This window comes from Embleya sp. NBC_00896 (assembly GCF_045207785.1).
Classification (GTDB): domain Bacteria; phylum Actinomycetota; class Actinomycetes; order Streptomycetales; family Streptomycetaceae; genus Embleya.
Window position 1 is genome coordinate 1,989,425 of record NZ_CP108777.1, and the last position, 17,262, is coordinate 2,006,686.

Sequence of the window (17,262 nt, forward strand, 5' to 3'; positions counted from 1 at the left end):
CACGGCCTGCGGCCGCGCTTTCGGCCCAACGCCCGTTCGGCGCGCCGCCGTTACCGCACCGCCGTCGGCGATGCCGCGTCGGCGGCGAGCAGGCGCGGGGTGCCGCTTCCGTCGGCGGGGGTGGCGTAGACGTCGTGGCCCCGGCCGTACATCACGGTGTCGTCGTCCAGCCACGCCGCCTGGTCGTCGATACTCGCGTGCTCAGCCAGCGGGGTCTCCCGCATCGTCGCCAGGTCGAGCACGTGCAGTCGCCACGTGGTCTTGCCCGAGCGCTTCTTGAACGCGATGCGGGTGCCGTCCGGTGACAGGGACGGGCACTCGACGTTCTCCCGAATCGTGTGCGCCTCCCAGTTCGCGTAGTCGCCCTCGACCAGGTACGTATGTCCTTTCGTGGAGACGGTGGCGTAGAAGCGGTTGTCGTCGGCGGCGAACGTGACGCCCCAGTAGTTGACGTCGGCGGATCGGTATCGTTTTCCGTCGACGGTCAACGGGATGCCCTCGATGTTGAGCAGCGTGTAGTCCGTGCGGGTGTCCGCGATGCCGGTCCAGGTGGAGAACCCGGTCTTGTTGTAGGAATCGCCGGTGACGAAGACCGTCCACGACACCATGCGTCCGCTCGCGGAGACGCGGGCCCGGCTGGGCGTGCCCGCGAGCTCGATCCGGCGGCGGACGTTCATGCCCTGGTCGAGGATCACCGCGTCCGTACCCGGCAACGGGCCGCCCCGGGTCTGGAGGCAGACCCCGATGCCCGCGCCGGTGGCGAACCGTTCGCAGCGCAGGCCGCTGTCGGTGCGGGTATCGCCGGGAGCGGCCAGCCCGGCCGCGGCCACGGTGCGGTGGCCGCCGCCGCGCGTGGTGTCGACGAACACCAACCGCCCGGCGGCGGCCAGGTCGAGGGGACGGCGCTCGACCGTCGACGCGTCGTCGCGTCCGGCGGCGAACGTCGAGTAGCCGACGGCCACTCCCACCAGCACGAGCAGGCCGAGCACCAGCGCGAGCGCGCGCTTCATCCGGTCACCTCCGGTGCGTGCGACGGCAACAGCCGCCGGGCGAGGACGAGGCAGCCGGCGAGCCCGGCGCCCATCGCGAGCAGTGCGGTGTCGGAACCCCACAGCGTCCAGACCGCGCCGAAGAGCACGGACGACACCAGCCGGGCGCCCGCCTGCCCGGTCTGGAGCAGCGCCATGCCGCTGGTGCGCAGGTGGGTCGGCAGCAGCGGCCCGACGGCGGCCATCAGGACGCCGTCGGTGGCGGCGTAGAACAGCCCCTGGAGACCGAGGACGGCGAGCAGCACGGTCCACAACAGGACCCCGCCCGATACCCGGCCGCCGGTGGGCGCGGCGGCCACCGCGTACGTCGCCAGCAGCGCGAGGTGCCCACCGAGGAACACCCGGAAGCGGCCGACCCGATCGGCCAGCCGGCCGAGCGGCACGGCGAGCAGCAGATAGGCCGCCGCGGTGCCGAGCGGCAGCAGGGGGAAGTAGCGGAGCGGGATGTCGAAGTTCCGTTGCAGCACGAGGTACACGAACGTGTCGCCGACGGTGAGCAGGCCCAATACCGTCGCGGCCACGCAGGTACGGCGGAACCGCGGCAGCCGCAGCAGGCCGAACGCGGCCCGCAACGTCGCGGCGCGCCGCGGCCGGGCCGGCTCCCGATGGTCGCGGACGTACAACGCCAGGAGCAGGACGGCGAACGTGGCCACACAGAAACTCACCACGAAGACCGCGTCGTAGGCGTCGTGGGTGGCCCACAACACGGCGAACGCGGCGAGCGGGCCCAGGAAGGCGCCGAAGGTGTCCATGGCGCGGTGTACGCCGAACGCGCGACCGAGCTCGCTCGGCGGGGTGCTCAACGAGATCAGCGCGTCGCGCGGCGCGGTCCGCAGCCCCTTGCCGGTCCGGTCCGCGGCCAGCACGACACCGAGCCCGGTGAGCGACGAACCGGCCATCGGCAGGGCGAGTTTGCACGCGGCGGACAGGCCGTACCCGGTGCCGGCGACGAGCTTGCGCCGACGGGTGCGGTCGGCCACCTGGCCGCCGAGCAGGCGGACGAACGCGGTGACCCCGAAGTACGTGCCGTCGAGGAGTCCGTACTGCAGCGGGCTCAGACCCAGGGTGAGCACGAAGTACGCAGGCAGTACGGCGGTGACCATCTCGGAGGAGATGTCGGTGACGAGACTGACGGTGCCGAGCGCGATCACGTTGGCCGGGACGGCGCGCATGAATCTGCGTGGCGTCCCGGCTGCGGCGATCCCACCGGCCTGGTCCGAACGCCGGCTCGCGGCGATGTACACGGGCGGTCCCTCTCTTCGTCCGTCCGTCCGGCGGACCTGTCGGGTGAGGTGGGAACGTTTCCTGGGCTCAGTGGCAGGCGACCGGTCCGAAGGAGTCGAGTTGCTTGCCGTCATAGCGCACGAGCTGCCCGGAGTACGTGCTGTCGGTGAGGGTCAGCTTGAGCACGGCCGGCGAACCGGTCACCCGCTTCTCGCTGTTGGGTTGCGGGCTCTCGAAGTCGTAGCTGTCGGCGCCTCCGGTGCCCACGATCAGTTCGCGGACGCCGTTGGGATCCGCCTTGGCCTTGGGGTTCTGTGGCGCGTAGCGCTCGTACAGGTGGTCGTGGCCGTTGAGGATGAGGTCGGTGCGCGCGTCGTAGAGCACCTGCCACGCGGTCTGGCTGACCTTGTCGGCCTGCGGGCCGGAGCTGTACAGGGGGCGGTGCCAGTAGGCGGCGACGCATCCCTGGGTGTTGTTCGCCAAATCGGCCTTGAGCCACTGGATCTGCGCCGAGTTCGCCGACATCGACGATTCGGAGTCGAGCGCGATGAAGTGCCAGCCGCCCCGATTCCAGCTGTACCACGTGGTGCCGGCGGGGGTGGCTCGGTCGCCGAAGTAGGCCTTGTAGCCGGCGGCGGGCGTGCTGTCGTCGTACTCGTGGTTGCCGGGGGAGGGTCGGGTCTTGGCCTTGAACCGGCCCCAGGTGGTGTCGTAGTACTTGCGGTAGTCGGAGAGGCTGCCGGTGTCGTACTGGTTGTCCCCGAGCGTGATCACGTCGTCGGGGTTGATCGCCTCGACCCGCCGCGCGGTCTGTTCGGCCCCGCAGTCCTGGGCCGAGGTGCAGCCAGGGTCGGAGATGTCGCCCGCGGCGACGACGGTGATGGACGAACCCCCGGCCTGCGGGGTGCCGATCACGGCCGCGCTGGGCGCCGAGACGTTGCCCGCCGCGTCGCGGGCGCGGATCGTGTAGGTGTAGGAGACCCCGGTGGTCAGGCCGGTGTCGGTGTAGGACGCGGTGGCGGTCGTGCCGACGACGACTCCGTTGCGCAGCACGTCGTATCCGGTCACGCCGACGTTGTCGGTCGACGCCGTCCAGCCCAGCGAGACACCGGTGGACGTGGTGCCGGTGACCCGGGGGCCGGTCGGCACGCTCGGCGCGGTGGTGTCCGGGCCACCCGTGCCGAAGACCTCGAACTCCCAGAGCGAGTAACCGTATTCCGTGGCGCGGGTGGTCGCGTACACCCGGACGTAGCGGCCGTGCGTGGACAACGCGCCGAGGTCGTCCGTACCGCCGTTGCCGGCGGAGGTGCTGTAGGCCCCGGCCCAGGACGCGCCGTCGGGCGAGACCTCGATCCGGTACGCCGTGGCGTACGCGGCCTCCCAGGTCAGCCGGACCCGGGAGATCGCGACGTCGGCCCCGAGGTCGACCCGGATCCACTGGGCGCCGGCGCCCTCCTGACTTGCCCACCGGGTCGTCGACTTGCCGTCCACGGCCTTGGCCGGTCCGAGCGAGGAACTCTCGCTCGACGAGGCGGAGGTGGGTTTGCCGCGGGAGAGCAGGACGTCGGCGGCGGAGGCGGTCTCGCTGAACGTCAGCACGGTGGCCAGGAGAGCGGTGACCGCGACGACGGCGGACAGCCTGGGCATGGTGCGCCGGGACGGACGGGCATGGGACGTACGGGGGCGGGACGTACCGGCACGGGAGGTATGGGGACGGGACCTTCGACGGGTCAGGAGTGGGGGCAGGGGCAGAAGCACGTCGTCCTCCAGCGTTGAGGATCCGATCGTGGTGCTGGGACCGAGCATGTTCGTGTGCGCGACCGGGCCGGGGGGCCTCACCGTGCGGTAGTGCGGTACGCCTTCGCGGGGCTCCGGAGCGGCCGTTGCGCTGACGATCCCAAGGCGCCGCGCGCGACGTCAAGTCATGTTAGGAAACTTTACTAATAGCGCTCGCGGGCGTGGCGACCCGCGCGGCGGCGGGGTGTGGGACGGGCCGGTCGGGCCGGTGCCGGCCCGCCCCGACCGAGGAGCCGCAGGTCGGCGTGGTTCGGGGCCGGGATCTGACGAGGCGTCACGTAGCGTGTTTCGTGGGCCGATTGGGCCCTCGGCGGGCCGATGTCGGGTGCCTGTACCGGTGTTCGTATCACCGGTCAGGAAAGTTTCCTAACCGAGGGGCGATTCGTCGGCTGCGTCGGGGGTCGTGCCGGCGGTCGTGCCTGGGGGCGCGCCGGTGGTGGGCAGCAGTGGCCGCTCGAAGAACGTCTCCAGGGCGACCGTGGCCTGGGTACCACCGACGCCGTCGATCGCGTAGAGCCGGCGCAGCACGTCCTGGAGTTCCTCGGTGCTCCCGGTCCGCACCTTGACCAGGACCGACGCGTTGCCCGCGATGACGTGCGCCTCCTGGATCTCGGGGATCGCGGCGAAGTCCGCGCTCGAATCGCCCATCCACGCGGTCGATTCGATCAGGACGAAGGCCAGCACCCCGCGCCCGACCGCCGCCGGGTCGACGTCGACGGTCGTGCGTCGGATCACGCCCCGTTCCCGCAGCTTGCGCACCCGTTCGTGCACGGCGCCGGCGGAGAGCCCGACCTCCTTGGCCAAGGCGGCGTAGGCCCGGGTCGCGTCCGCCTGGAGCAATGCCAACAGCCTCCGGTCGGTCTCGTCCACGCCTTGATCCTCCTGTGTCGGGTGTGCCGGGTGTACCGGGTGTACCGGGTGTACCGGGTGTACCGGGTGTGTCTGGTATCTCGGGCCTGGTGTCGGGTCGACTCGAAAGGCTCGACGCGTCGAACCTCGAATCCGGTTACGTCCGTTGGTTGATCGCCGCGCTCGGGATCTTGCTCGGACCATATCTCATACTGCAATACTGCCATCTGACAGAACGTCATTCGGCAACGCATAGTTTGGAGCATGTGATGCCCGCTACACAGCTCTCGGTATACGACGTCATCGACGAGCGCTTCCACACCGACCGATGCATCTTCGGCGACGATCAGCTGGAGACGCTGTACGTGGGCAGCCGCTGGGCCGAGGGGCCGATCTACGTGCCCGCCGGGCGCTACCTGATCTGGAGCGACATACCCAACGACCGCATGCTGCGCTGGGACGAGACCACCGGCCACGTCGGCGTCTTCCGCGCGCCCGCCGGTCACTCCAACGGCAACACCCTCGACCGGGAGGGCCGGTTGATCACGTGCGAACAGGGCAACCGCCGGGTCACCCGCACCGAGCACGACGGCTCGATCACCGTGCTCGCCGACCGGTTCGACGGCAAGCGACTGAACAGCCCCAACGACGCCGTCGTGCGCTCGGACGGCTCGATCTACTTCTCCGACCCGGACTTCGGGATCACCACCGACTACGAGGGCCACCGGGCGAAGAGCGAGATCGGTGCGACGAACGTCTACCGGATCGATCCCGTGGACGGCGAAGTGCGGCTGGCCGCCGACGGGTTCCGCGGCCCCAACGGACTGGTGTTCTCCCTCGACGAGAGCCGGCTGTACGTCTCCGACACCCGCGCCAACCAGATCCGCGTCTTCGACGTCCGCGCGGACGGCACCCTGTCCGACGGCGACGTCTTCGTCGAAGGGCGGGAGAACGGCTCCTTCGACAACATTCGTTTCGACGACGAGGGTCGGCTGTGGGCGGCGGCGATGGCGGACGGGGTGCACTGCTACCACCCCGACGGGACTCTCCTGGGCCGGATCGAAACCCCGGAGCCGGTCGCCAACATCACCTTCGGCGGCGCCAAGCGCAATCGCATGTTCCTCACCGCCACCACGTCGCTGTACTCGCTGGTGATGTCGGTGACGGGAGCCCCACGCGTACGGTCGGCGCGCTGACCGCACGCTCGGCGGCGTCCGACATGAACCCCTCGGCGCGCACGCGCTCGCGGGCCGGGACGCAATAGCCGGAGTGCGGCGCCGCCGCGTCGCCGCCGCGCCTCCACCGGGGAGAGGCGCGTGGGCGGTGGGGTGTCCGGCGTGCGATCCGACACCTACGCCCGGAACATGCTCCTGTGCTCGGCGAGCGAGTCGCAACAACTCGACTGGCTGCGCGGCCACGGCGGCTTGGGATACGGCGGCTGGTCGATCGATCTCCTCGCCACACTCGCGGACGGCGTCGGCACCGGATTCGCCGGGCTGTTGGTCGAGGAACTGGCGGACAACACCTACCACTACGCGGACACGCTCAAGCTCGTCTACGGCGCGCTCGCCGAACTCGCGTCCGTCGACGCGATCCGCGCGATGCTCGATCACGTCGACGACAAGGTGGCGCGGACGAGCGTGCTCGCCGCGGCCCGTCGCTCCCCCGCGGGGGCGCTGGAGCCGATGGCCGAGGCGGCGAACGGTACGGGCAAACCCGCCCTGGCCGCGCGCCGGCTGCTCGCCGCGCACATCCGGGGCCGGCACGAGTTGGTGGCGGCGACCCTGCCCAAGCTTCCGCCGGAACTCGCCGCGGTGGTCGCGTCGTTGGTGGAAACCACCGCGCGGGTCGAGGAGGCTCCCGAGGAGGCGCTGCCAACGTTGCTGGTGTCGCCGCCCTGGACGCGGCCGCGGGTACGGCCCGCGCGTGGTGCGGCGGTGCCGGGGCCGGTTCCGGCCGACATTCGTCGGGTCGTGTGGCGACCCGACGAAGGCGAGCAGTGGGCGGCGACGGCGACCGGCTTCCGCGATTACCACCCGGCCGACGCCCTGGTGGCCACCCTGCCGGCCGCGATCCCGGAGGTGCCGGAGTGGGCCGAGCCTGCCGCCCTGCCACAGATCCGGCTGCGCGACGGCCGCGGCGCGCTGCCGAGGCGGTACGGGTGGTCGAGGTCGCGGAGGTGACGGACATCGGATACGACGCGGCCGAGCAGTGCGTGACCGCGGTGGTGCGCGACGGCGGGGAACCCGCGGGCTGGTGTCGATGGCGTACAACCCGATCGCGCCCGGCGGGTTGGACGCACTGGCAGCGGCACTGCCCGAGGCCCGTCGGGTGAGCGGAACGCTGAGCCGCTCGGACGGTCGCCTGCTGATCCACCCGATCGCCGTGCAGACCGGCGCGGGCGCGATCGTGGTGCCGGACCTGGCCCCGGACGGCGCCGCGGGGCCGCTCGGTCGACCCGCCCCGTGCGCCCGCGACCTGTTGGCCGACGCGTTGGACGAAGCACGCGCGGCCCTCGCGGAGGCCGCCCATCACGGGCTGCGCCGGGTGAGCGCCGCGACGCGCGCCCGCCTGGAGTCCGCGGCGACCGCCCTGGCGAAGCCCGGACTGACCACGGCGGCCGGCCTCCTCCGCGAATTCCTGTCCGTACACCACTCCCGGGGGCACACGGCCTCGATCCGCCCATGGGTGGACGCGCAACTGCACGTCCTGGTGGCCGCCGAACTGCACCACGAGGAGTAGGGCGTGTCCATCGCGCAGCGGGTCGAGCTATCGGCTGTGCGGTCGCGCCGCGGTTCCCAGCAGGGACGGCTCGTCGATCGATCTGGCGCCGTCGCCGGGGACGGTGCAGGTGTAGGCGCCCGAGACGGTGCCCAATCGTGCGCAGTCCTCGGGGGTTCGGCCGGTGAGCAGGCCGTACAGGTAGCCCGCGACGAACGCGTCGCCCGCGCCGTTGGAGTCCACGACCGGCCCCGGTGGGACCGCGGCCGGCACGTGTCGGACGGCGTCGGCTCCCCGCGCGAACAGGTGGCAGCCATGCGCGCCGGCGGTGGCCACGACCGTGTGTGCCCGCCCGCGGTCGACGATGTGCCGCATCAGGTCGGCGAACCGCTCGGGCACCGCGGCCGTGCTGAGGAAGACCACGTCGGAGGAGTGCGCGAAGACCCGGTGATGCTCCCGCACCCCGTCCCAGTCGTGCAGGTCCGTGGAGATCGACACGGGGTGGCGGCGCAGCTCCGGATACACGTGCCGGGCGGACTCGGTGATCGTCACGTGCACGTGCCGGACCGCGGGCAGCAGTGGCACGTACAGATCCGGCGGCAGGACGAGTGCGGGTTGGTCCCGCCCGTCGAAGAAGGACATCCGCCGCCCCTCGTCGTCGACGAGGTTGACCGCCCGCCGGGTCCCCGCCGGGCTGTGCGCCGCGTGCAGGTCCACTCCGTGCCGGCGCAGCGTCGCGCGGACGAGTTCCCCGTGCGGGTCGTCGCCGATCGCGTCGACGAGCGCGGTGGGCAGACCCAGTGCGTGGCAGCCGAGCGCGACGCCGATGCCGGTGTGCGCCGCACGCTCGTACACCGGTGGCACGTGGGTCGAGTCGGCGTATGCCGGCGGCAGCGTCGGCACCCGCACGATGGTGTCCACCCCCGCACCGCCCACCACCAGGACACGCGGGCGCGCGGTGCCGCCCGCCGGGACGGCGGCACCCGAGGCGGCGGGCGCGGGGGAAGGCTCGGGCAGACCGGACATGGGCATGGGCATGGTGCGTCCTCACCTCTGCTCTGGGTGGGCCCGGCCGTGCCGCCGCCGGCGGTGGCGGGACGGCGGGTCAGCGCTGGATCTTCGGCCCGGAGCCGGTCGATCCGCGCACGATGAGCTCCGGCCGAAAGACGAACTCCGAACGCGGCGCCGGGATTCCGGCCAGTTCGTCGAAGAGCGCGCGGACCGCGGCCAGCCCGATCGCCTGCACCGGCTGGCGGATGGTGGTCAGCGGCGGGTCGGTGTAGGCGATGAACGGCGAGTCGTCGAAGCCGATCACCGAGACGTCGTGGGGCACCGAAAGGCCGCGCTCACGAATCGTGGTGATCGCGCCCAGGGCCATCACGTCGCTGCCGCACACCAGGGCGGTCGCGTTCTGGTCGAGCAGTGACCGGGCGCCGGCGGCCCCGCCCTCGAAGGAGAAGATGGTGTTCTCCAGGAGGGCGTCCTCCTCGGCGGTGCCCAGGAGTTCGGCCATCGTCCGCAGAAAGCCCTCGGTCTTGCGGATGACCGGCACGAACCGTCGCGGCCCGGAGAGTAGCCCTATTCGCTCGTGCCCGAGTTCGACGAGATGGTTGACCGCGAGCCGCATCGCGAGCCGGTCGTCGGTGGAGAGAAAGGGCGCGTCCACGCCTTCCGCGTAGCCGTTGATCATCACCATCGGCACGTTCTCGCCGGACAGTTTCGTGTAGCGCTCGACCCCCGCGGTGGTGTCCGCGTGCATGCCGGAGACGAAGATGATGCCGGCGACCCCGCGCTCGATCAGCAGGCCGGTGAACTCGTCCTCGGTCGTGCCGCCGGGGGTCCGCGTGCACAGCACGGGCGTGAACTCGCGCTGCGTCAGCGCGCTTTCGATGACCTGCGCGAACGCGGGGAAGATCGGGTTGTCGAGCTCGGGGGTGATCAGCCCCACGAGGCCGGCGCTGCGGCGGCGCAACCGGGTCGGCCGCTCGTAGCCGAGCAGGTCGAGAGCGGCCAGGACGACCTGGCGGGTGGCCGCCGAAACGCCGGGCTTTCCGTTGAGGACACGGCTGACCGTCGCCTCGCTCACGCCCGCTTGGGCGGCGATGTCGGAAAGCCTCGGGGTCATGGAAGACGACTCTAGTTGACCACCGGAAGGGAAGGTCATAGCGGGGTGAAACCTCCTGCGCGGTGCAACTGACGGGTCGTCAGTGCGGTGCGGTGCGGATAAGGGATCGGTGCCCGTGCGGCCCGTGCCGCCGGGGAAGGACGTGCGATGGAAAGCGCCCGGAAAGCCACGTCGATTGTCCGAAAAGGACCCTCCGGCGCCGCCGTGCCGGCCGTCGGCGGCGCCGCCGAACGGGCCGGTGCTCACTCCGGTGTCCGCTCCCACCAGACCGCGCTGTTCGCCGGCAGCACCACGCCGCCGTCCGCGGCCGCGACGAGCGGCGCGCCCGCGAGCAGCGGCCGTCCGTACGCGGGTATGGTCACCGGCGCGACACCGAAGTTGACCACGCACACGAATTCGGCACCACGCTCGAACGCGAGGCAGTCCTGCGGCGCGTCGATCCACCGCAGTGTGCCGCCACCGAGACCCGGCAGCGTGCGGCGCAGGCGAAGCGCCTCCCGGTACAGCTCCAGCATCGAGTCGGGTCGCCCGCTCTGCGCCTGGACACCGAGCTCCTGCCAGTCGGCGGGCACCGGCAGCCAGCTCAGGCGTGATCCGGGCGGGCCGAAGCCGAACGGCGCCTCGGTGCCGTCCCAGGGCATGGGTACCCGGCACCCGTCGCGGCCGCGGTCGGTGTGGCCCGAGCGTTCCCACTGGGGGTCTTGGAGCACCTCGTCGGGCAGGTCGGTGACCTCGGGCAGCCCGAGCTCCTCGCCCTGGTAGAGGTACGCCGACCCCGGCAGGGCGAGGGTGAGCAGCACCGCCGCGCGGGCGCGCGCCTGACCGAGTTCGCCCCCGCCGTAGCGGGTGACGTGGCGCTGCACGTCGTGGTTGGACAGCACCCAGGTGGCCGGCGCGCCGACGTCCGCGACGGCCGCGAGCGAGTCGTCGACGACCGCGCGGAACGCCGGCGCCGACCAGTCGGTGCCCAGGTAGTGGAAGTTGAACGCGGTGTGCAGCTCGTCCGGGCGCAGGTACAGCGCGAGCCGGGCGGCGTCGGGCACCCACGCCTCGGCGACCGCGACCCGGTCGCCGGGGTAGGTGTCGAGCAGGGCCCGCCAGTCGCGGTACACCTCGTGCACCTCGTCGCGGTCGAAGTACGGCAGGGCCTGGGTGCCCAGCAGCGAGATCTGCTTGCCGTGCCCGATGTCGGCGAGCGTCGGCTCCTTGAACATGCCGTGCGCGACGTCGATCCGGAAGCCGTCCACGCCGAGGTTGAGCCAGAAGGCGAGGATGTCGAGGAACTCGGCGCGCACCTCGGGGTGGTGCCAGTTGAGGTCGGGCTGTTCGGGGGCGAACAGGTGCAGGTACCAGGAGCCGTCCGGCACCCGGGTCCAGGCCGGCCCGCCGAAGACCGATTCCCAGTCGTTGGGCGGGAGTTCGCCGTGCTCGCCGCGACCCTCGCGGAACATGTACCGCTCGCGCGCGGCGGCACCGGGTTCGGCCGCCAGCGCCTCCTGGAACCACGCGTGCCGGTCGGAGGTGTGGTTGGGCACGATGTCGACGATGACCCGCAGGCCCAGCCCGTGCGCCTCGCGCACCAGCGCGTCGATGTCGCCGAGCGTGCCCAGGGTCGGGTCGACCGCCCGGTAGTCGGCGACGTCGTAGCCGCCGTCGGCCATCGGCGACGCGTAGAACGGGGTGATCCACAGCGCGTCCACGCCCAGGTCGCGCAGGTACGGCAGCCGAGTGCGGATGCCCAGCAGGTCCCCCACGCCGTCACCGTTGCCGTCGGCGAAACTGCGCACGTACACCTGGTAGATGACCGCGTCCCGCCACCAGGGCCCGGGGGTCTCCCGGGTCCGCGACGGCTCGGGAAGAGTCAGTGGGAAGTTCATGGCTGTCCTGTCGTCCTGTCGTCTCGCGATGCGATGGATTCGTGGGCGTGCGCGCCCCATCCGGACCGTGGCCGGGTCACGGCCGGACGCGGGGGGTGGGCGCGGTGGCGGGTCAGGATTTGGTGCCGCCGGCGGTGAGTCCGGAGACGAGGTGACGCTGTACGAAGAAGAAGACGAGCGCGGCGGGGATCGTGATGAGCACCGAGGCCGCGGTCATCAGGCCCCACTCGCTCTTGAACTGGCCCACCCAGGTGCTCAGGCCGACGGCCAGCGTGTAGTGCTTGCGGTCGTTCATGAACGTCGTCGCGTAGGCGACCTCGCCCCACGCGGTGAGGAAGCTGTAGAACGCGGTGACCGCGAGACCGGGTCGGGCGAGCGGCATGATCAGCCGCCAGAACGTCCCGAACGGCGTCAGCCCGTCGACCCGGCCGGCTTCGTCGATCTCGCGCGGGATCGTGTCGAAGTAGCCCTTGAGCATCCAGGCGCAGAACGGCACGGCCACCGTGCAGTAGGCGAGGATCAGGCTGCCGTAGGTGTTGATCAGGTGCAGCTTCGACATGATCGTGTACATCGGCACGATGAGCACGGCCACCGGGAACATCTGCACGACCAGAAAGGCCCACATCAGCGGCTTGTGGCCGGGGAAGCGCATCCGGGAGAGGGCGTAGCCGGCGCTCGCCGCGATGAACACGCCGATCACGGTGGTGCCGAGCGCGACGACGATCGAGTTGCCGAACCAGCGCACGAACGAGCCGTCGGAGAGCACGTCGCGGTAGTTGTTCAGGGACAGCCCCTCGAAGCTGCCGGGCTTTTGCCAGTCGTCGCCCGGCTTGAGCGAGGTCAGTGCGATCCAGACGACCGGGAAGATCGCGACGGCGCTCGCGAGCAGCAGGGTGGCGTGCAGGGCGATCGAGGCGAGCGGGCCGCGTTCGCCGCGCTTGCGCCTGCGGGGGCGCGCCGGTGCCCGGTCGCTCGGGGCATCGGGAGCGGTCCGGGCCTCTTGGCGCGTGATGGACGTGGTCATGCCGTCTCCTGCCCCTTGCGGTCGAGCGTGCGACGGTAGGCCGTGGCGAACAGGATGAGCATCGACAGGATGATCGCCCCGTAGGTGGCGGCCCCGGCGTAGTCGCGGATGTTGGCGAACCCGAGCTTGTAGGCGAAGGTCACGAGGATCTCCGTGGACCCGAACGGTCCGCCCTCGGTGACGAGGTAGATGACGGCGAACTGGTTGAACGTCCAGATCACGCCGAGCAGGATGATCGTCGCGCTGATCGGGCGCAGGCCGGGCAGGGTCACGTAGCGGAACCGCTGCCAGGGGGTCGCGCCGTCCATCTCGGCGGCCTCGTACTGCTCCTGCGGGATCGCCTGGAGGCCGCCGAGGATCGCGACCATGCAGAACGGCACGCCGATCCAGACGTTGACCATGATCACCGAGATCTTGGCCGTGGTGGGCTGACCGAGCCAGTCGACGGGGTCCATGCCCGCCCCGCCGAGGATCGAGTTGATCACGCCGTTGTCCTTGTTGAGCATCAGCCGCCACGCGAATGCGGAGACGAACGCGGGCACCGCCCACGGGACGACGAGCAGGATCCGGTACACGCCGCTGAACCGGACCTTGCGGTTGAGCAGGACCGCGAGCGCCAGGCCGAGCGTGTAGTGCAGGACGACACACGAGACCGTCCAGATCAGCGTCCACCGCAGCTTCGGGTAGAAGTTGCCGTCGCTGCCCGACAGCACGTCGACGTAGTTCTTCAGCCCCACCCACTCGTAGGTGGCGGGGATGTGGTTGACCCCGATCGTGCGGCCCATGTTGGCCTCGTTGATGTCGGTCAACGAGTAGTAGAGCCCGCTGATGAGCGGATAGCCCACCAGCACACCCAGGACCAGTACGACCGGGAGCACCATGGCCCAGGCGTACCAGTGCGAGTCGTAGGACCTGCGGAGCCGGCGCAGGATCCGACGGAAGCGACCGGCGGCGCGTTCCTTCTCCGTCGTGCCTTCGGGGACGGGGGGCGGGCCGGGGGACTCCGGCGCTTCGATGGTGGTGGTCATGATGGGCCTGCCTCATAGCCTGCTGCCGCAGGGTCCGCGACGCCCGACGCGATGTCTGACGCGATGTCGGTCGGGGTACGGCGCTTGGGGGGTTGGGGACGGGTGGGCCCGGGGCTCGTTCTCCCGGGCCCACCCGTTCGACGTTCGCGGCGCGCCGGGTGGGGGCCGGCGCCCTCGGCCGCTACTTGTAGTCGGGCAGGATGTCCCGAGCCGCCTTGGCGACGTCGTCGAGGCCGGACTTGGCGGAGACCTGACCGCTGTAGATCTTCTCCAGCGTGGTGTCCAGCGGGTCGAAGAGGTCGCTCGCTCGCGCCAGCGGCGGGCCCGGCCGGGCGGTGTCGAGTGCGGCCCGGAAGGCGGTGATGGTGGGGTCGGCGGTGACCGCGCTCATCGAGTACGCCGCGGTGCGGGTGGGCAGCACGTGGTTCTTCTCGGCGGCGAACGCCTGGTTCTCGGCCTTGGTGAGGAAGTCGACGAACAGGTACGACGCGTCGAGGTTCTTCGAGCCCGCGTAGACGACGAGGTTGTGGCCGCCGTTGGGGGCGCCGGCCTTGCCGCTGCTGCCCGCGGGGACCGGGGCGATGCCGAGGTTGGCCTTGTCGGCGAACGCCGGGCCCTTGAGGTCGTCGCTGACGGACCAGGGGCCGTTGATCATCATGGCCACCTTGCCCTCCTTGAACATGGCCTGCATGTTCGAGTAGGAGTCCTTGGTGACGTCGGTGACCGCGGCGCCCGAGGAGATCAGGTCCTGCCCGATGCCGATCGCCTTCTGCGCCTTCTCGTCGTTGACGGTGATCTTCTTCGCCTGCACGTCGACCAGCCCACCGCCCTCGCCGTAGATGAGCGGCAGCGCGTAGAAGCCCTGCGGCTTCATGAACACGCCCGCGTTCCCGGTCTTGGCCTTGACCGCGAGACCCGCGGCCTTGACCTCGTCCCACGTCGCGGGCGGCTTGGTGACGCCGGCCTTCGCGAGCAGGTCCTTGTTGTAGAGCAGCGCGAGGGTGTCCGTCACCATCGGCACGCCGTAGGTCTTCTGCTTGTACTGGGTGCTCGCGAACGCGCTGGGCAGGAAGCCCTCCTGGCCGGTCAGCGCGGGCGTGCCGTCGAGCGGCTGGAGGTAGCCCAGCTCGGCGAAGGCCGGGGTCCAGCCCACGTCGGCGCGCAGCACGTCGGGAGCGCCGGAACCGCCCTGGGCCGCGGTCTTGAACTTGTCCCGAGCGTCGTCGAACGGGACGTTCTCGTACTTGACCTTGATCTTGGGGTAGGCCGCCTCGAACTTGGCTATCAGTTCCTTGTAGGCGGGCGCCTCGCTGGTGGAGTCGGAGGTGTCCCACCAGGTCACGGTCCCGGACACGGCCGCGGGATCCTTCGCTGCGGCCGCCTGCTTGCTGCTGCCGCCGCCGTCGTCACCGCCACACGCGGTGAGCGTGAGTGTGAGCGCCGCGGCTGCGGCCGCCGCGGAAATGCTCCGTCGCATCTGCACTCCTCGGGAATGGGTCCGGCCACTGGGGCGTCGGACCGTCCGTTGGCCGGGGCGGCCACCGGACTGCCGGAGGAACGTAGCAACGGGAGGCCCCTCATTGGAAGACCTTGCAAGAGATTTCCGCAACATCTTGCAGATTTGCAAGCTCGGATCGACCGGTCGAGGGCGCCGGCTGCCTGTGCTCTCGATCCCGGGGCCACGGCTGCCGGGGGGCGGGCACCACGGGGGCGCCGGTGACCTGCCGTGCCGTCCCCGGCCGGTGTCCCGACCGGCCGCGCGGGGGAACGGCCGCCTGTCGGCGGTGTATTGACGTGGCGTCAGGCCACCTTTAGGTTCACATCGGCTTGCAAGGAGTTTCAGCAACGAACGCGCGAGGATTGCGGACCGTGGCCGGCCCACGCCGGCGGCTCGGGGGATCGTCGGCAGTCGGCAGTCGGCAGTCGGCAGTCGGCAGTCGGCAGGCGACCGTCGGCCGCGCGTCGAAAGGTGATGTGCGTGGATATCTTCGAGACCACGAACGGGGCGGTCCGAGGGCATCGACCCGTGCCCGACGTCGTCGCGACCCTCGGCGTGCCCTACGCCGCGCCGCCCTTCGGCGCCGACCGGTTCCGTGAGCCGCGCGCCGCGGCGGCGTGGACCGGCGTCCGGGACGGCACGCGCTTCGGCCCGATCGCGCCGCAGTCGGCGCGACTGCCGGGCGCGCCGGTGTGGTCGCCCGGGGGCGAGGACATCCTCACCGTCAACGTCTGGACGCCGGCCCCCGGCGGCGCCCGCCTACCCGTGCTGGTGTGGATCCACGGCGGCGCCTACACCTTCGGATCCTCGGCCCAGCCCGACTTCGACGGGGTCGCCCTGGCCCGGGCCGGACTGGTCGTGGTCACCGCGAACCATCGGCTCGGCTTCGAAGGGTTCGGACATGTGCCAAATGGAAGAGAAGGTGTATTTCCCGACAATCGGGGCCTGCTCGATCAGGTCGCCGCGCTGCGCTGGGTCCGGGAGAACATCGCGGCCTTCGGCGGCGACCCCGACAACGTCACGGTGGCCGGCCAGTCCTCCGGAGCCACCTCCGCGGCCTGCCTGATGGTGATGGACCGCGCCCGGGGCCTCTTCCGCCGCGTCATCGCGCACAGCGCGGTCGCCCCCGTCCACTCCCTGGAGCTGGCCGCGGCGACCACGACCGAGGTCGCCGCCGCGGCCGGCTGCGCCGACACCGCCGAGGCCCTGCTGTCGACGACCCCGCAGACCCTGGTCGCCGCCTGCGACCGGGTCCTGGACGGCTACCGTCGCGACCCCTCGTCGGGTCCCCGGCACTACGGCTCGGCCATCCACGCGCCGGTCGTCGACGGCGAGGTGCTGCCCGCCGACCCCCTCACCGGCCTGGCCGCGGGCCGGGCGCCCGACCTCGACCTGCTGGTCTGCCACACCGCCGAGGAGTCCTGGCTGTTCGACGCGGTGGGCGGCAGCCCCAAGGTCACCACCGCCGAGCAACTGGCCGCCTTCGCCGCCGACTTCCGCCTGCCCGACGGCCTCGTGACCGCATACCGGGCGGCGCTGCCGCAGGCCCCGACCCTGGACGTCTACCTCGCGATCTTCGGCGACCTGATGTTCGGCGAGTACACCCGACGACTCGCCGAAGCGCACGCCCGGGCCGGCGGCCGGGCCCACGCGTCCCGCTTCGTACGCCGACCCGACGGCCCGGGCGCGCCGGCCCGCGCCTGGCACTGCGCCGACGTCCCCTTCGCCTTCGGCAACCTCGACGCCGACGCCGTGCGATTCCTCATCGGCGGCCCACCCGACCCCGCCGACCGCCGACTCTCCGGGCAGATGGTGCGCGCCTGGGCGGACTTCGCCGGCACCGGCGACCCCGGCTGGCCGCCCATCGACACGACCGGCGAGCACACCCGGATCTGGGACACCGACGACGACCGCCTGCCCGACGAGCGCCGGCCGGTGCCCGTCCGCACACCATGGACCGCGGCGGAGTTCGCCGTCCTGCGCCCGTGAGCGCGCCGTCCTGGAACGACTCCGACCAGTGCGTGCCGTCGGGGGACGGGACCGGGAGTGGGTCGTCGATCGTGCGGGGAC

14 protein-coding genes are annotated in these 17,262 nt (G+C 71.4%); 4 read left to right on the top strand and 10 right to left on the bottom strand.

Annotated features, from left to right (window positions below):
• Positions 1–50: 50 nt before the first annotated feature.
• The 4 genes from OG928_RS42320 to OG928_RS42335 all read right to left on the bottom strand — a co-directional run bounded on the left by OG928_RS42320 (position 51) and on the right by OG928_RS42335 (position 4,940).
• Positions 51–1,010 (bottom strand): hypothetical protein, encoded by a 960-nt coding sequence (locus tag OG928_RS42320; protein WP_331767339.1) that lies wholly within the window; start codon positions 1,008–1,010, stop codon positions 51–53.
• The gene (locus tag OG928_RS42325; protein WP_331767340.1) at positions 1,007–2,293 is read right to left on the bottom strand and encodes an MFS transporter; all 1,287 of its coding nucleotides are present in this window, start codon (positions 2,291–2,293) and stop codon (positions 1,007–1,009) included. Before OG928_RS42325 ends, OG928_RS42320 begins: the two co-directional genes overlap by 4 nt.
• Before the next feature lie 67 nt (positions 2,294–2,360).
• Positions 2,361–3,920: a discoidin domain-containing protein gene (locus OG928_RS42330; RefSeq protein ID WP_331767341.1), complete on the bottom strand. Its 1,560-nt coding sequence runs from the start codon at positions 3,918–3,920 to the stop codon at positions 2,361–2,363.
• A 516-nt stretch (positions 3,921–4,436) separates the two neighbouring features.
• Positions 4,437–4,940, bottom strand: coding sequence for an Lrp/AsnC family transcriptional regulator (locus tag OG928_RS42335; RefSeq protein WP_331767342.1), 504 nt, complete (start codon positions 4,938–4,940; stop codon positions 4,437–4,439).
• A 248-nt stretch (positions 4,941–5,188) separates the two neighbouring features.
• Here OG928_RS42335 and OG928_RS42340 point away from each other — a divergent pair, with 248 nt between their 5' ends.
• From OG928_RS42340 to OG928_RS42350, 3 genes are all read left to right on the top strand, one after another.
• On the top strand, positions 5,189–6,115 hold the full coding sequence (locus tag OG928_RS42340; protein ID WP_331767343.1) for an SMP-30/gluconolactonase/LRE family protein: 927 nt from the start codon (positions 5,189–5,191) through the stop codon (positions 6,113–6,115).
• 141 nt (positions 6,116–6,256) lie between these two features.
• Positions 6,257–7,102 (top strand): hypothetical protein, encoded by an 846-nt coding sequence (locus OG928_RS42345; protein ID WP_331767344.1) that lies wholly within the window; start codon positions 6,257–6,259, stop codon positions 7,100–7,102.
• A 79-nt stretch (positions 7,103–7,181) separates the two neighbouring features.
• The gene (locus OG928_RS42350) at positions 7,182–7,661 is read left to right on the top strand and encodes a hypothetical protein (protein ID WP_331767345.1); all 480 of its coding nucleotides are present in this window, start codon (positions 7,182–7,184) and stop codon (positions 7,659–7,661) included.
• A 27-nt stretch (positions 7,662–7,688) separates the two neighbouring features.
• On the opposite strand, the gene OG928_RS42355 is transcribed toward OG928_RS42350, so the two are convergent.
• The 6 genes from OG928_RS42355 to OG928_RS42380 form a co-directional block, all read right to left on the bottom strand.
• Positions 7,689–8,678: a PfkB family carbohydrate kinase gene (locus tag OG928_RS42355; protein WP_331767346.1), complete on the bottom strand. Its 990-nt coding sequence runs from the start codon at positions 8,676–8,678 to the stop codon at positions 7,689–7,691.
• A 67-nt stretch (positions 8,679–8,745) separates the two neighbouring features.
• Positions 8,746–9,765: a LacI family DNA-binding transcriptional regulator gene (locus OG928_RS42360; RefSeq protein ID WP_331767347.1), complete on the bottom strand. Its 1,020-nt coding sequence runs from the start codon at positions 9,763–9,765 to the stop codon at positions 8,746–8,748.
• Positions 9,766–10,007: 242 nt separating this feature from the next.
• The gene (locus OG928_RS42365; RefSeq protein ID WP_331767348.1) at positions 10,008–11,642 is read right to left on the bottom strand and encodes a glycoside hydrolase family 13 protein; all 1,635 of its coding nucleotides are present in this window, start codon (positions 11,640–11,642) and stop codon (positions 10,008–10,010) included.
• A 112-nt stretch (positions 11,643–11,754) separates the two neighbouring features.
• Positions 11,755–12,666 carry a carbohydrate ABC transporter permease gene (locus OG928_RS42370; protein WP_331767349.1) on the bottom strand — a complete coding sequence of 304 codons (912 nt, stop codon included), beginning with the start codon at positions 12,664–12,666 and terminating at the stop codon, positions 11,755–11,757.
• Positions 12,663–13,694, bottom strand: a complete 1,032-nt coding sequence (locus tag OG928_RS42375; RefSeq protein ID WP_406291742.1) for a carbohydrate ABC transporter permease — start codon at positions 13,692–13,694, stop codon at positions 12,663–12,665. The genes OG928_RS42370 and OG928_RS42375 overlap by 4 nt, the downstream gene beginning before the upstream one ends.
• Positions 13,695–13,875: 181 nt before the next feature.
• On the bottom strand, positions 13,876–15,171 hold the full coding sequence (locus tag OG928_RS42380; RefSeq protein ID WP_331767350.1) for an extracellular solute-binding protein: 1,296 nt from the start codon (positions 15,169–15,171) through the stop codon (positions 13,876–13,878).
• A gap of 495 nt (positions 15,172–15,666) precedes the next feature.
• On the opposite strand from OG928_RS42380, the gene OG928_RS42385 reads away from it, so the two are divergent.
• Complete coding sequence (locus OG928_RS42385) at positions 15,667–17,181, top strand: carboxylesterase family protein (RefSeq protein WP_331767351.1); 1,515 nt, start codon at positions 15,667–15,669, stop codon at positions 17,179–17,181.
• Positions 17,182–17,262 lie beyond the last annotated feature (81 nt).